3 protein-coding genes are annotated in these 16,280 nt (G+C 75.4%); all 3 read right to left on the reverse strand.

Annotated elements, in window-relative coordinates; genetic code table 11:
• Positions 1 to 19: 19 nt before the first annotated feature.
• The 3 genes from ACQP1P_RS26215 to ACQP1P_RS26225 all read right to left on the reverse strand — a co-directional run bounded on the left by ACQP1P_RS26215 (position 20) and on the right by ACQP1P_RS26225 (position 16,251).
• Positions 20 to 4,918, reverse strand: coding sequence for a type I polyketide synthase (locus tag ACQP1P_RS26215; RefSeq protein WP_433090129.1), 4,899 nt, complete (start codon positions 4,916 to 4,918; stop codon positions 20 to 22).
• Positions 4,919 to 4,996: 78 nt separating this feature from the next.
• Positions 4,997 to 5,629, reverse strand: coding sequence for a phosphopantetheine-binding protein (locus tag ACQP1P_RS26220; RefSeq protein WP_433073794.1), 633 nt, complete (start codon positions 5,627 to 5,629; stop codon positions 4,997 to 4,999).
• A gap of 32 nt (positions 5,630 to 5,661) precedes the next feature.
• Positions 5,662 to 16,251 carry a type I polyketide synthase gene (locus ACQP1P_RS26225; RefSeq protein WP_433073797.1) on the reverse strand — a complete coding sequence of 3,530 codons (10,590 nt, stop codon included), beginning with the start codon at positions 16,249 to 16,251 and terminating at the stop codon, positions 5,662 to 5,664.
• Between the last annotated feature and the right edge of the window lie 29 nt (positions 16,252 to 16,280).

The following is a 16,280-nucleotide window of genomic DNA, read 5'->3' on the forward strand; positions in this document are numbered from 1 at the left end:
TACGGGTCGGGGCCGGCGGTCAGGAGACGCCGAGGTCGCCGTCGACGAGGGCGAAGAGGTCCTCGTCGCTGGCCTGGGCCAGCCGGGCGCTGATGTCGGTGCCGGCGGCGGTGTCGTCGCCGGCCTGTTCGAGGCTGGTGAGCATCGCCTGGAGCCGCATCATGGCCCGCATCCGGGCCTGCTCGTCCCCGGCGATCACGGGCAGGTCGTCGGCGAGCCGGTCCAGGTCGGCCAGGACGGCCTCGGGCAGGACCGACTCGTCCACGACCACCTCGGCGTAGACGTAGTCGGCGAGGGTCGCCGGCGTCGGGTAGTCGAAGACCAGCGTGACGGGCAGCGGCACACCCGTCATCGCCCCGAGCCGGTTGCGCAGCTCGACCGCGGTGACGGAGTCGAAGCCCAGCTCCCGGAACGCCCGGTTGTCGTCGATCGCCTCGGCGGAGGGGTAGTTCAGCACCGAGGCCACCTGGCCGAGGACGAGCTGCAGCACGGCCCGGGGCCGCTCGGCCGGCGGCAGGGCGCTGAGCCGGGCCGCGAGCGGGCCGTGCTCCTCGGTGCCGGCGGCCTCCACGACGACGGGCTGCCGGTGGCGTACGTCGGGCAGGTCCTCGACCAGCGGCGCGGGCCGGGTCGCGGTGAACGCCGTGTAGAACCGCTCCCAGTCGATGTCGGCGACGGTCAGGAACGTCTCGCTGTGGTCCATCGCCTGCTCCAGCGCGGCGATCGTGGACTCCGGGGCCATCTCGCGCACGCCGTGGCGGCGCAGGACGTCGCCGAAGTCGCCCTCGGCCATCCCGCCGCCGTCCCAGGCGCCCCAGGCGATCGACAGCGCGGGCAGGCCGAGGCCGCGGCGGTACTGGGCCAGGCCGTCGAGGTAGGCGTTGCTGGGCGCGTAGTTGCCCACACCCGAGCTGGCCACCGTGCCGGCGAACGACGAGAAGAGGATGAACGCCGACACGTCGAGGTCCATCGTCAGCTCGTGCAGGTGGCGGGCGACGTCGACCTTGGCCCGCAGGACCCGCTCCATCTGCTCCGGCCCGAGGTCGGCGATGAGCGCGTCGTCCAGGGTGGCCGCCGCGTGCACGACGGTCGTCAGCGGGCACTCCAGCGGGATCTCCTCGATCAGCCCCGCCAGCAGCTCCCGGTCGGAGGCGTCGCCGGCCACGATCGTGACCCGGGCGCCGAGCTCGGTCAGCTCGGCCTCCAGGGCGGGCGCGTCGGGGTCGGTCGAGCCGCGGCGGCTCACGAGGATCAGGTGCTCGACGCCGCGCCGGGCGAGCCAGCGGGCCGCGTGGCTGCCCAGGGCGCCGGTGCCGCCGACGATCAGCGCGGTGCCGTACGGCTGCCAGGGCATCTGCGGCAGGCTGTCGCCGAGGGCGACCCGGGTCAGGCGCCGGGCGAAGAGCCCGGCGGCGCGGACCGCGATCTGGTCCTCGGACCGCCCGCCGAGCGCCGCGGCGAGCAGTTCGCCCGTGCGCTCGTCGGCCTCCTCGGGCAGGTCGATCAGGCCGGCCCAGCGGTCCGGGTGCTCCAGCGCCGCGACCCGGCCGAAGCCCCAGATCATCGCCTGCTCCGGCGAGCGGAGCTTGTCCATGAGGCCGGTCGAGATCGCGCCGCTGGTGAGGCTCCACAGCGGGGCCCGCAGCCCGGCGTCGCCCATGCCCTGCACGAGCGCGACGGTCGCGGACAGCCCGATCGGCACCGACGCGTGCCGCGGGTGGGCGGACTCGTCGAGGCCGAGCAGCGACAGCACCCCGGCCACGTCCGCGCCGGCGACCATGCCGTCGGGCAGCGGGCCGTCGGGGGCGGTCTCGGGCTGCACGACGGCGAGCAGGCGCTTGGCGAGCCCGTCGCGCTCCAGCTCGGCCGGGCTGAGCCGGATCGGCACCGCGGTGCCGCCGTGCTCGGCCACGACCGCGGCGATGACGGGCTCCCACCCGGTCGCCGCCTCGGCCTCCGGGGTGAGGATCAGCCAGGTGCCCGGCAGCGGGGCCGCCTTGGCGCCGGCGAGCGGCTTCCAGGTGTCCTGGTAGCGCCAGTTGTCGATGACGGCCTGGCGGTTGCGCTGCTTGCGCCACGACAGCAGCACCGGCAGGGCCGGGCGCAGGGCGTCGATGGTGCCGATGAGGTCGGAGTCGTCGACGGTGAGGGCCTCGGCCAGCTGGGTGAGGTCCTCGGAGTCGACGGCGGCCCAGAACCGGCGCTGCGACGGGTCCGCGCCCACCGTCTCGGCGGTGGCCGCGGGCGCGAGCGGGCCGGTGCCGTCGAGCCAGTAGTGCTCGCGCTGGAACGGGTACGTCGGCAGGTCCACGGTGGCGGCGGGCGCGAGGATCGCCTCGTAGCGCACCGGGTGGCCGAGGCTGTGGGCCAGCGCGAGGTTGCTCAGCAGCCGCTCGGGCTGGTCGGCGTCGCGGCGCAGGGTGTCCAGCACGTGCGCGTCGCCGGCGATCTGGCCCAGCGCCATGGTCAGCACCGGGTGCGCGGAGATCTCGACGAACGTGCGGTGCCCGGACTCGAGCGCGGTCCGCACGGCGGCCTCGAACTCGACCCGCTGGCGGAGGTTGTCCATCCAGTAGCCGGCCGACATGGTGGCCCCGGCGACCGTCGAGATCATCGGGGTGTGGCCGGGGTGGACGGTGATGCCGTCGAGGGCGGCGAGGACCTGGTCGCGGACCTGCTCCACGCTGGGGTGGTGCGAGGCGTAGTCGACCGGGATCAGCTTGGCGCCCTCGACGCGGTCCACCAGGCGCTGCACCGCGTCCGGCGGCCCGGCCACCACGAGCGAGCGCGGGCCGTTGACCGCCGCGACCACGACGTCGTCCGGCACCTCGTCCGCCGTCAGCGGGACGGAGGCCATGGTCCCGGTGCCCTTGAGCGCCTTGAGCGCCTGTGCCCGCACCGCGACGACCCGGGCCGCGTCATCGAGGGAGAGGATGCCGGCGACGTGCGCGGCGACGATCTCGCCCTGGGAGTGGCCGATCACCGCGTGCGGCTTGACGCCCGCCCGCTGCCAGACCCGCGCGAGGGCCACCCCGACGGCGAACAGCACCGGCTGCACGACCTCGACCCGGTCCAGCCAGGCGGTGTCGGCGCCGGTGAGCAGCGCGGGGATGTCGAGCTCGATCCAGGGGGCGAGGGCGGCCTGGCACTCGGCGATGGCGTCGGCGAACGCCGGGCAGGTGCCCAGCAGCCCGGCGGCCATGCCGGCGGACTGGCTGCCCTGGCCCGGGAACACCCACACCAGGCGGCCGCCCGACGTCGCGGTCCCGGTCACCGCCCCGGTCGCCGGGACGCCGGCCGCGACGGCGTCGAGCCGGGCCGCGAGGGTGTCGCGGTCGGCGCCGACGACGGCCGCGCGGTGCTCGAACGTCGAGCGGGCCGCGACCAGCGACCACGCGATGTCCTCGACGCGCACGTCCGGGTTGGCCCGCACGAACGCGGCGAGCCGGGCGGCCTGCTCGGGCACGGCGCCGGCGGAGCGGCCGGAGAACGGCCACACCACCGGCCCGGCGACCAGCGGCTCGGCCGGGGCCGGGGCGGCCCCGGGCTCGGCCGCCGGCTCGGTCTCCTCGGCGGTGGGCTGCTCGATGATGACGTGGGCGTTGGTGCCGCTGACGCCGAACGACGAGACGGCGGCGCGGCGCGGGCGCTCGGACTCGGGCCACGGCCGGGCCTCGGTCAGCAGCTCGACCGCGCCCGCGGACCAGTCCACGTGCGGGGTGGGCGCGTCGATGTGCAGCGTCTTGGGCAGCACGCCGTGCTCGATCGCCTTCACCATCTTGATGACGCCGGCGACGCCCGCGGCGGCCTGGGTGTGGCCGATGTTCGACTTGATGGAGCCCAGCCAGAGCGGGCGGTCCTCGGGGCGGTCCTGCCCGTAGGTGGCGATCAGCGCCTGGGCCTCGATCGGGTCGCCGAGGGTGGTGCCGGTGCCGTGGGCCTCGACGACGTCCACCTCGGCCGGCGTCAGCCGGGCGTTGGCCAGGGCGGCCTGGATGACCCGCTGCTGGGCCGGGCCGTTCGGCGCGGTGAGGCCATTGCTGGCGCCGTCCTGGTTCAGGGCGGAGCCGCGGATGACGGCGAGGACGGGGTGGCCGTTGCGGCGGGCGTCGGAGAGCCGCTCCAGCAGCAGCATGCCGACGCCCTCGCCCCAGCCGGTGCCCTCGGCGCCGGCCGCGAACGCGCGGCAGCGGCCGTCGACGGACATGCCACGCTGGCGGGAGAAGACGATGAACACGCCCGGCGTCGACATGACGGTGACGCCGCCGGCGAGGGCCAGGTCGGACTCGCCCTGCCGCAGCGACTGGCAGGCCCAGTGCAGGGCGACCAGCGACGAGGAGCAGGCGGTGTCGACGGTGACGGCGGGCCCGTTGAGGTTGAGCGTGAAGGCGATGCGGCCGGAGGCGACGCTCGTGGTGTTGCCGGTGCCGACGTACATGTCGACGCCCTCGGGCATGGAGTTCACGCCGAGGCCGTAGTTGCCGGTCGCCATGCCGACGAAGACGCCGGTCTGGGTGCCGCGCACGGAGCTGGGCGCGATCCCGGCCCGCTCGAACGCCTCCCACGACGTCTCGAGCAGTAAGCGCTGCTGCGGGTCCATCGCCATCGCCTCGCGCGGGCTGATGCCGAAGAACGACGCGTCGAAGCCGCCCGCGCCGTCGATGAACCCGCCGACGCGGGTGTAGCTCTTGCCGGGCTTGTCGGGGTCGGGGTCGTAGAGCGCCTCGAGGTCCCAGCCGCGGTAGTCGGGGAACTCGCCGAGGGCGTCGCGGCCGTCGGCCACGACGTCCCACAGCGCCTCGGGGGTGGTGACACCGCCGGGGAAGCGGCAGCTCATGGAGACGATCGCGATGGGCTCGTGCTGCTTGGCCTCGGCGGCCCTCAGCTGCCGGCGGCTGTCGTGCAGGTCGGCCGTCACCCGCTTGAGGAAGTACCGAAGCTTGTCGTCGTCACTCATCTGACACCAGCCTCCACAGCGAACGCATCCATGAACATCTCAGTGAATTCCGAATTCCTTGCCGATGAAGTCGAAGACCTCGTCGTCGCTCGCCTTGGCCAGGTCGGGCCGGTCCCGCTCGGGGTGCTCGGGCGGGGTCTCGCTGATGCCGCTCAGCAGCTCCCGCAGGCGGCGCTCGGCCCGGGCCCGGGACTCGGCGTCGAGCACGGCGACCGCGAACATCCCCTCCAGCACGTCGAGCTCGGCGAAGAGGGGCTGCAGCGACGGGGTGGCGCCCTCGGCCAGCTCGCCGCGCAGGAACTCGGCGACGGCGGCCGGGGTCGGGTAGTCGAAGACCAGCGTCGCCGAGAGGCGCAGGCCGGTGACCTCGCTCAGGCGGGCCCGCAGGGCGAAGGCGACGAGGGAGTCGACGCCGAGCTCGGAGAAGAGCGCGCCGGGCGCGACGGCTTCGGCCGAGCCCAGGCCCATCAGCTCCGCGACGGTCTCGCGGACGGTGTCGAGCAGCACCTGTTCCTGTTCCGCCGGGGGCTTGGCCGCCAGGTCACGCGCGAGCGCCCCGGTGTCCGACGACCGGGTCGCGGCGTCGCCCTCCGGGCTCGGGTCCGGGTCCGCGGTTCCACGCAGGCGCTGCCCCATGCGGGACAGGAACGACCGGGAACGCTGCTCGTTCATTGCTGAACCTTCCTAGCGGCGGTGGGATGGGCTCAGGAAATCCCGAATTCCTTTCCGATGAACTCGAAGACTTCGTCGTCGGTGGCCGACTCGAGGTCCGGCGCGCCGGACCCGTCGTCGAGGCGGCCGACCGGGGAACTGGCCTTGGCCAGCAGCTCGTACATGCGGGCGGTGAACCGGGCCCGGGCGGCGTCGTCGAGCGGCACCGCCGACAGCAGGCCCTCCAGCGCGTCGAGCTCGGTGAAGACCGGCTGGGTGGACGGGGCCGCGTCGGTGACGAGCTGCGAGCCCAGCCGCTCGGCCAGGGCGGCCGGGGTCGGGTAGTCGAAGACGAGCGTCGCCGGCAGCCGCAGCCCGGAGATGGCGTTGAGCCGGTTGCGCAGGTCGACCGCGGTCAGCGAGTCGAAGCCGAGGTCGGTGAAGAGCCGGTCGGGGTCGATCGCGTCGGCGGAGGCGTGGCCGAGCACGGCCGCGATGTGGGTGCGCACGACGTCGAGCACGACCCGGCTCCGGTCGGCCTCGGGCACGCCGGCGAGGCGCTGACCCAGGGTCGGGCCGCCGGTGACCGCGCCGCCGTCGGCGCTGCGCCGCAGGCCGGTGCGGACCAGCCCGCGCAGGATGGGCGCGAGGGCGCCCGCCTCGGCCTGGGCCCGCAGCGACGCCTGGTCCAGGCGCAGCGGCAGGATCGTCGCGGCATCCAGGCCGATCGCCGCGTCGAAGAGCTCGAGCGCCTGTCCGGTGCTGAGCGTGGTGGCGCCCTGGTCGGCCATGCGGCGCCGGTCGGCGTCGTCGAGGTGGCCGGTCATGCCGCTGGCCTGGGCCCACAGCCCCCAGCCGAGCGAGAGGGCGGCCCGGCCGGTGCGGCGGCGATGGGCGGCGAGCGCGTCGAGGTAGGCGTTGGCGGCGGCGTAGTTGGCCTGGCCGGCGCTGCCGAAGGTGGCGGCCGCGGAGGAGAACAGGACGAACGCGGCCAGGTCCTCACCCGCGGTCAGCTCGTGCAGGTTCCGGGCCGCGTCGATCTTGGGCCGGGCGACCGCGTCGAGCCGGCCGGGCGTGAGCGCGGTGAACACGCCGTCGTCGAGCACGCCGGCGGCGTGGACGACCGCGGTCAGCGGCCGGTCGGCGGGGACGGCGGCCAGCAGCGCCGCCAGGGCGTCGCGGTCGGCGGCGTCGCACGCGACGACGTCGGCGGTGGCGCCCAGGTCGGCCAGCTCGGCCACGAGCGCGCCGGAGCCGTCGGCGGCCGGGCCGCTGCGGCTGGCCAGGATCAGGTGGCGGACGTTGTGGGCGGTCGCCAGGTGGCGGGCCATGATGCGGCCGAGGGTGCCGGTGCCGCCGGTGATGAGGACGGTACCGCCCGGGTCGAGCGACCGTTCGGTGCGCTCGGCGTTGGCGGGCACGCGCCCGAGCCGGGGCACGAGCACCCGCCCGCCGCGGATCGCCAGCTGCGGCTCGCCGCTGTGGACGGCGGCCGCGAGCGACTCCCCCGGCTCGTCGACGTCGACGAGCTGGAACCGGCCGGGGTGCTCGGACATCGCCGCGCGGACCAGGCCCCAGATCGGCGCCGCGGCCAGGTTCACCGGGTAGTCGCCGGCCGCGACGGCCCCGCGGGTCACGATGACGAGCCGGGAGCCGGCGCGCCGCTCGTCGCCGAGCCAGGCCTGCATCTGCCCGAGCACGTCGTGGGTCGTGGTGCCCGCGATCAGGACCACGTCGGGCGTCTCGGCGTCGATGTCGGGCCGGATGCGCGCGCCGGCCGCCTCCATGGCGGCGCAGAGCGCCAGATCCTCGTCGCCGCGCACGACCCAGCCCGCGGTGCCGGGCACGGGGCCGGTGGGCACGGCGAGGGGGGTCCAGTCGACGCGGTACAGGGAGTCGTTGCGGGCCCCGGCGGCGCCGATGGCGTCGGCGTTCACGGGCCGCATGATGAGGGACTCGACGGTGACGACCGGCGCGCCGGTGCGGTCGGCGACCTCGAACCGGACGCCGGCCTCGCCCGCGGCGGCGAGCCGGACGCGCAGGGCTCCGGCGCCGCGGGCGTGCAGCGTCACGCCGGTCCACGCGAACGGCAGGCGGGGCAGGGTGGGGTCGCCGCCGTCGCCCATCCGGCCGAGGAAGCCGCCGATCGGCATGGCCTGCAGGGCGCCGTCGAGCAGCGCGGGGTGCACGCCGAAGGGGTCGGCCTGGCCGCGGTACTCCACCGGCAGCTCGACCTCCGCGAACACCTCGTCGCCGCGGGTCCAGGCGGCCCGCAGGCCGCGGAAGGCCGGGCCGTAGCCGAAGACGGTGGACTCGACGCCGGCGTAGAAGTCGTCGGTCTCGACCGCGACGGCGCCCGCGGGCGGCCAGACGCTCAGGTCGAACGCGCCGGCGGCGGGCCCGGACGCGGCCGGGGCGAGCACGCCGGTGGCGTGGCAGGTCCAGTCGCCACCCCGGAGCTCCCGGCCGGCCGGGGCCGGCTCCGCGGCACCGTCGTGCGGCCGGGAGTGCAGCTGGATCGTGCGCCGCCCGTCGCCGTCGGGCGCGCCGACCGCGAGCTGGACGGCGAGCGCCCCCTGCTCCGGCACGACGAGCGGGGCGAGCAGCGTCAGCTCGTCGACGCGCGGGCAGCCGACCTGCTGGGCGGCGTGGTTGGCGAGCTCGACGAAGCCGGTGCCGGGCATCAGGATCGTGCCCATCACGCGGTGCTCGGCGAGCCACGGGTGGGTGCGCACCGACAGCCGGCCGGTGAACAGCACCCGGTCGTCGTCGGGGTACGTGACCGCGGCGCCGAGCAGCGGGTGGCCGCCGTCGAGCAGGCCGGCCGAGCCGACGTCGTGGATCGGGTTCGGCTGCGGGTCGAGCCAGAAGCGCTGGCGCTGGAAGGCGTACGTCGGCAGGTCCACCGGGGCCGCCGGGGCGAGCACGGCGGTGTAGTCGACGGGCAGGCCGATGCAGTGGGCGTGGGCGAGGTTCGTGAGCAGCCGGGTCGCGGGGTCCGCGTCGCGGCGCAGGGTGTCGAGGACGTGGGCGTCCTCGGCGATCTGCGCGAGGGCCATCGTGAGCACCGGGTGCGCGGAGACCTCCACGAAAGTCCGGTGCCCGGACTCCAGCGCGGTCCGCACCGCCGGCTCGAACTCGACCCGCTGGCGCAGGTTGTCCATCCAGTACTCGGCGGACATCGTCGCCCCGGCCACCGTCGAGATCATCGGGATGTGCCCGGGCCGGATCGTGATCCCGGCCAGATCCGCGAGCACCTGCTCGCGAACCTGCTCGACGCTCGGATGGTGCGAGGCGTAGTCGACGGAGATGAGCCTCGCCCGCTCCACCCGCGACACCACATCCTGCACCGCGTCCACCGGACCCGCCACGACGACCGTCCGAGGGCCGTTGACGGCCGCAATGACCACGCCCTCGGGCAGCAGCGGGGTGACCTCGTCCGCGGAGAGCGGGACCGACGCCATCGTGCCGGTGCCCTTCAGGTCCTTCAGCGCCCGCGCCCGCACCGCGACGACCCTTGCGGCGTCGTCCAGCGACAGGATCCCGGCGACGTGCGCCGCGGCGATCTCGCCCTGCGAGTGGCCGATCACCGCGTGCGGCCTCACACCCGCGTGCTCCCAGACCCGCGCCAGGGCCACCCCGACGGCGAACAACACCGGCTGCACGACCTCGACCCGGTCCAGCCAGTCCGTGTCATCACCGGTCAGCAGACCCGCGATATCCACATCCAGCCACGGCGTGAGAGCCAGCTGACACTCCACGATCGCGTCCGCGAACACCGGACACGACGCGAACAACCCCGCGGCCATGCCGGCCGACTGGCTGCCCTGACCGGGGAACACCCACACCACGCGGCCGCTCTGGGTCGCGGTGCCGGTGATGGTCAGGTCGTTCAGGCTCGCGACGAGCTCCTCGGTGGTCCGGCCCACGGCGGCCGCCCGGTGGTCGAACACCGCCCGGGTGGTCGCGAGGGACCAGGCGATCTGCTCGGCGGGTGCGGTGTGGGCGATGTCGGCGAGCCGGGCCGCCTGCTCGGCGACCGCCGCCGGCGAACGGCCCGAGATCGGCCAGACCACCGCCCCTCGTACCAGTCCGGTGGCGGGAGCCGGCTCGGGGTCATCCGACGGCTCCGGCTGCTCGATGATGACGTGGGCGTTGGTGCCGCTGATCCCGAACGACGACACGGCCGCCCGCCGCGGGCGGTCCACGGACGGCCAGTCCTGGTTCTCGGTGAGCAGCGAGACCGCGCCGGCGGTCCAGTCGACGTGCGGCGACGGCTCGTCGACGTGCAGGGTCTTGGGCAGCACGCCGTGCCGCATCGCCATGATCATCTTGATCACGCCGGCGACGCCCGCGGCCGCCTGGGTGTGCGCGATGTTGGACTTGATGGAGCCGAGCCAGAGCGGCTGGTCGCGGTCCTGGCCGTAGGTGGCCAGCAGCGCCTGGGCCTCGATCGGGTCGCCGAGCGTCGTGCCGGTGCCGTGCGCCTCGACGGCGTCCACCTCGGACGGGCTCAGCGCCGCGTTGGCGAGGGCCTGGCGGATCACCCGCTGCTGCGACGGGCCGTTCGGGGCCGTGAGACCGTTGGAGGCGCCGTCCTGGTTGACCGCGCTGCCGCGCACGACGGCGAGGATCGGGTGGCCGTTGCGCCGGGCGTCGGCCAGGCGCTCGACGAGGAGCACGCCGACGCCCTCGCCCCAGCCGGTGCCGTCGGCGCCGGCGGCGAAGGACTTGCAGCGGCCGTCGGTCGCGAGGCCGCGCTGGCGGGAGAACTCCACGAACGCGGCCGGCGTGGCCATCACCATCACGCCGCCGGCCAGCGCGAGGTCGCATTCGCCGAGGCGCAGCGAGTGGCAGGCCCAGTGCAGGGCGACGAGGGAGGAGGAGCAGGCGGTGTCCATCGACACCGAGGGGCCCTCCAGGCCCAGGACGTACGACAGGCGCCCCGAAACGACGCTGGACGTGATGCCGGTGAGGCCGTAGCCCTCGGCGCCGGCCGGTGCGTTGCCCAGCAGCGTGCCGTAGTCCTGCCCGCTGGTGCCCATGAACACGCCGGTCGGGCTGCCGCGCAGCGCGTGCGGGTCGAGGCCGGCCCGCTCCAGCGCCTCCCAGGACGTCTCCAGCAGCAGCCGCTGCTGCGGGTCCATCGCGACCGCCTCGCGGGGGCTGATGCCGAAGAAGTCGGCGTCGAACTCGCCGACGCCGCCGAGGAAGCCGCCCGCCTGGGCGTAGAACGTGCCGGGCTGGTCCGGGTCGGGGCTGTAGAGCGACTCGAGGTCCCAGCCGCGGTCGCCGGGCAGCTCGACGACGGCGTCGACGCCGTCGAGGACGAGCCGCCAGAGCTCCTCGGGGCTGCGGACGCCGCCGGGGTAGCGGCACGCCATGCCGACCACCGCGATCGCGTCGTCGCCGGTGCTCGCGGCCGCCACGACGGCGGGCCGCACCGGCTGGACGGTGCCGGCGATCTGGGCCGAGAGGTGCTCGGCGAGGTCGAGCGTGGTCGGGTAGTCGAAGATGAGCGTCGCCGGCAGCCGCAGGCCGACCGCCGAGCCCATCCGGTTGCGCATCTCGACCGCGGTGAGCGAGTCGAAGCCGAGCTCGCTGAACGCCTTGCGGGCCTCGATCGCGGCCCCGTCGGCGTAGCCGAGGACCGCGGCGGCCTGCGACCGGACGAGCTCCACGAGGGCGCCGCGCCGCTCGGCCTCCCCCAGCGCCGCGAGCTGCTCGCCGAGCGACGGGCCGGCCGCGATGTCCGCGGCCGCCCGGACCTGGCCGCGGATGAGTCCCCGGTAGAGGGCCGGCACCGTGCCGCGCCCGATCTGGGCGCGCATGGCGGCCAGGTCGAGGCGGGCCGGGACCAGCGCCGGGCCCCCGGCGGCGTCGGCCGCGTCGAACAGTGCCAGCCCCTCCTCGGCCGTCATCGCGGTGACGCCGGAGCGGGAGATCCGGCTGAGGTGGACGTCGTCGAGCTCGGTGGTCATGCCGCTGCGGTCGGCCCACAGGCCCCAGGCCAGCGACAGCGCGGCGAGGCCCCGCTCGCGGCGGTAGTGCGCGAGGCCGTCGAGGAAGGCGTTCGCCGCCGAGTAGTTGCCCTGGCCGGGGCCGCCGGCGGTGGCGGCGAGCGAGGAGTACATGACGAACGCGGCCAGGCGGTGCCCGGCGGTCAGCTCGTGCAGGTGCCAGGCGGCGTCGGCCTTGGAGCGCAGGGTGCCGGCCATGCGGTCCGGGGTGAGCGAGGAGATGACGCCGTCGTCGCGGACGCCGGCCGCGTGGATGACGGCGGTCAGCGGGTGCTCGGCCGGGATGCCCGCCAGCAGCGCGGCCACGGCGTCGCGGTCGCTCGCGTCGCAGGCGACGACCTCGGCGGCCGCGCCCAGCTCCGCCAGCTCGGCGACGAGCTCGGCGCTGCCCGCGGCGGCCGGCCCGCGGCGGCTGGTGAGGATCAGGTGCCGGGCGCCGCGGGTGGTGACGAGATGGCGGGCCATGAGCCGGCCCAGGGTGCCCGTCGCGCCGGTGATGAGGACGGTGCCGGCCGGGTCGAACGCGGGGGCCGGGTGCTCGGCGGCGGGCACGCGGCCGAGCCGGGCCGCGAACACGGTGCCCTTGCGCACGGCCAGCTGCGGCTCGTCGGTGCCGAGCGCGGCGGGCAGCGCGGCGACGGTGGCCGGGTCCTCGTCGAGGTCGAGCGCGACGAAGCGGTCCGGGTTCTCCGACTGGGCCGAGCGGACGAGCCCGGCCACGGCGGCGCCGGCCAGGTCGGAGACGCCCGGGTCGGCCGGTGTCGCGACCGCGCCGCGGGTGACCAGGGCGAGGCGGGTGTCGGCGAGCACGTCCTCGGCCAGCCACTCCTGCAGCAGGCGCAGGGCGTGGTTCGTGACGGCGGCGACCGCCGCGGGGACGTCGGCGGGCTCGCCGGCCACGGTGCAGGCGGCCAGGGCCACGTCCGGGGCCGGGGCGCCCGCCCGGACGGCGGCGGCCAGGGCGGCCACGTCCGCGTAGCGAGCGGCGGCGACGGCTTCGAGGCCGTCGCCGAGGACGGCCCAGGTGCCGGAGCCGGTGTCGGGGGCGCCGGGGATCGGGGTCCAGTCGACGCGGTAGAGCGAGTCGGTGTGCCCGGCGCCCGCGACCCGCAGCTGGTCGGCCGAGACCGGGCGCAGCACCAGCTCGTCGACGGCGGCGACCGGCGCGCCGGTCACGTCGGCGACCGCGAGCCGGATGCTGTCCCGGCCGGTGGGCGTCACCCGGACCCGCAGCGCGGCGGCGCCGGCCGCGTGCAGGCTGACCCCGTTCCAGGAGAAGGGCAGGCGGCCGTACCCGACCGGCGCGCCCGGGTTCTCCCCGGCGGGCGGCGGGTTGGTGAGGCCGAGCGTGTGCAGGGCGGCGTCGAGCAGGACCGGGTGCAGCTCGTAGTGGCGGGCCTCGGCGGCCGGCTCCTCGGGCAGGACCAGCTCGGCGAAGACGTCCTCGCCGCGGCGCCAGCCGGCCCGCAGCGCGTGGAAGGCCGGGCCGTAGTCGTAGCCCTGGGCGGCGAGGCCCCGGTACAGGTCGCCGGTGTCGACGGACTCGGCGCCGGCCGGGGGCCACTGCGCGAAGTCGGACCAGTTCGCGTCGCCGGTCGCCGCCGGTTCCAGCACGCCGCTGGCGTTTCGGGTCCAGATCGGCTCGTCGGCGGTGTCGTCGGTCAGCGAGTGCAGCGCCAGGGTGCGGCAGCCGGTGTCGTCGGGCGGGCCGATCCACAGCTGGATGTCGACCCCGCCGGTCGGCGGCAGGATGAGCGGGGCCTCGAGGGTCAGCTCGCGTACCCGCTCGGCGCCCACCTGCGCCCCGGCGCGGATGGCCATCTCGACGAAGCCGGTGCCGGGCAGCAGTACCGTGTCGAAGACGACGTGGTCGGCGACCCACGGGGTGTTCTGGCGCGACAGGCGCCCGGTGAACAGCACGGCGTCGGCCTGGGCGACGGAGACGACGGCGCCGAGCAGGGGGTGCTCGGCGGCGCGCAGGCCGATGGCGGCGGGCTCGCCGCCCATGCCGCGGCCCGGGCGGGGCCAGTAGCGCTGGCGCTGGAACGCGTACGTGGGCAGGTCCACCCGGCGCGGTGCGGTGCCCGCGAAGACGGCGTCCCAGTCGACGGGGACCCCGTTGACGTAGAGCCCGGCGAGGGCGGCCAGCAGTGAGGTGGCCTCGTCGCGGTCGCGGCGCAGCGAGGCGACCACGACCGCCTCGTCGGACGGCAGGTGCGGCACGAGGATCGCGTCCGGCCCGACTTCGACGAACGTGTCGACACCTTCGGCTCGCATGGCGGCGACGTCGTCGGCGAACAACACCGTGCCCCGCACGTGCCGCACCCAGTATTCGGCGTCGAACTCGCTGATGAGCCCGCCGGTGACGTTGGAGACGATGGGAATCTGCGGCGGGTTGAACGTGACCGTGTCGAGAACCGCGCGGAACTCTTCGAGCATCGGCTCCATCAACGCGGAATGGAATGCATGCGACACCCGCAGCCGACTGGTCCGAACCCCCGGGAACTCCGGCAACAACTCCGCCGGACCCGACAACACCCACGCGTTCGGCCCATTGATCGCGGCGACGGAGACACCCTCGGGCACGTCCTCGACCGGAGCCCCGACCGCCAGCATCCCGCCACCCGGCGGAAGGGCCTGCATCAACCTCGCCCGAGCCGTCACCACCTTGCACGCATCGTCCAGCGACCACACCCCGGCCACGTACGCCGCCACCAGCTCACCGATGGAGTGACCACCAACCACCGACGGCTGCAGACCCCAGGCCTTCAGCTGCTCGTAGAGGGCGACCTCGATCGCGAACAGCGCCGGCTGCGTGATCTCCGTGTCGTCGATCCGCTCGTCGGGCAGCTCACCGAAGCGGGACCGCACCTCGCCGTACACCCGCTGGAACACCGGGAAATCACGCAACCCCGAGCCCATCCCGGCCCGCTGGGCGCCCTGGCCCGAGAACAGCACGCCGACCCGGCGGCCGGGCGTCGCGACGCCGGACACCGCGCCGCTCAGGGTGTTCAGGTCCGCGGACAGGGACTCGCGGTCGGCGGCCAGCACGACCGCGCGGTGCTCGAAGGCGGGGCGGGTCGTGACCGACGACCAGCCGACGTCCAGGGCGGACGCGTCGCCGGGCAGCGCCACGGACCAGCGGGCGGCCTGCTCGGCGAGGGCGGCGGCGCTGCGGCCGGACACCACCACGGGCACGACCGGCAGGGTCGCCGTGGCCGGGGGCTGCTCCGCCGGGGCGTCCTCGGGGGCCTCTTCCAGGATCAGGTGGGCGTTGGTACCGCTGACGCCGAACGACGACACGGCGGCCCGGCGCGGACGTCCGGCGCGCGGCCACTCCCGCGCGTCCGTCAGCAGCGACACCGATCCGGCGGTCCAGTCGACGTGCGGCGTCGGCTCGTCCACGTGCAGCGTCTTCGGCAGCACCCCGTGACGCATCGCCATGACCATCTTGATGACCCCGGCCACACCCGCGGCGGCCTGCGTGTGCCCGATGTTCGACTTGATCGAGCCCAGCCACAACGGACGCTCACGATCCTGCCCGTAGGTCGCCAGCAGCGCCTGGGCCTCGATCGGGTCGCCGAGCGTGGTGCCGGTGCCGTGCGCCTCGACCGCGTCGACGTCGGCGCCCGCGAGGCCGCCGTTGGCGAGCGCCTGGCGGATGACCCGCTGCTGGGCGGGGCCGTTCGGGGCGCTCAGGCCGTTGGAGGCGCCGTCCTGGTTGACCGCGCTGCCCCGCACGACGGCGAGGATCGGGTGGCCGTTGCGCCGGGCGTCGGCCAGGCGCTCGACGAGGAGCACGCCGACGCCCTCGGACCAGCCGGTGCCGTCGGCCGCGGCGGCGAACGCCTTGCACCGGCCGTCGGCGGCGAGGCCCCGCTGGCGGGAGAACTCCACGAACGCGGCCGGCGTGCACATGACGGTGACGCCGCTGACCAGTGCGAGCCCGCACTCCTGCTGGCGCAGGGCCTGGGCGGCCAGGTGCAGGGCGACCAGCGACGAGGAGCAGGCGGTGTCGACGGTCACCGCGGGGCCCTCCAGGCCCAGGGTGTAGGCGATGCGGCCGGCCACGACGCTGCCGGCGTTGCCGGTCATGAGGTGGCCCTCGAGCCCCTCGGCGGCGCCCATGACCACGGCGCCGTAGTCCTGGCCGGTGCTGCCCGCGAAGACGCCGGTCTGGCTGCCCTGCAGCGACAGCGGGTCGATCCCGGCGCGCTCCAGGGCCTCCCAGGAGGCCTCGAGCAGCCACCGCTGCTGCGGGTCCATGGCGAGGGCCTCGCGCGGCGAGATGGAGAAGAACGCGGGGTCGAAGTCGGCCATGCCGTCGACGAAGCCGCCCTGGCGCGCGTAGGAGGTGCCGAGGGTGTCGGGGTCGGCGTCGTACAGCGACTCGAGGTCCCAGCCGCGGTCGGCCGGGAAGTCGCCGACCGCGTCGCGCCCGGCCGCGACCAGGTCCCACAGCTGCTCGGGCGAGGCGACGCCGCCGGGGAACCGGCAGCTCATCGCGATGATCGCGATCGGCTCCTGCCGGCCGGACTCGACCTCGCGCAGGCGCTGGCGGGCCTGGTGCAGGTCGGCGGTGACCCGCTTGAGGTACTCGAGGAGCTTCGCCTCGTCAGCCACGGCCCGTCAACTCCTTCGTCAGCGCCGTT

The organism is Dactylosporangium sp. CA-052675, assembly GCF_050947935.1.
Classification (GTDB): Bacteria; Actinomycetota; Actinomycetes; order Mycobacteriales; family Micromonosporaceae; genus Dactylosporangium.

Excerpts from the sequence above, each read along its gene's own strand:
- ACQP1P_RS26220 (WP_433073794.1), bottom strand. The coding sequence starts at position 5,629 with ATGAACGAGCAGCGTTCCCGGTCGTTCCTGTCCCGCATGGGGCAGCGC.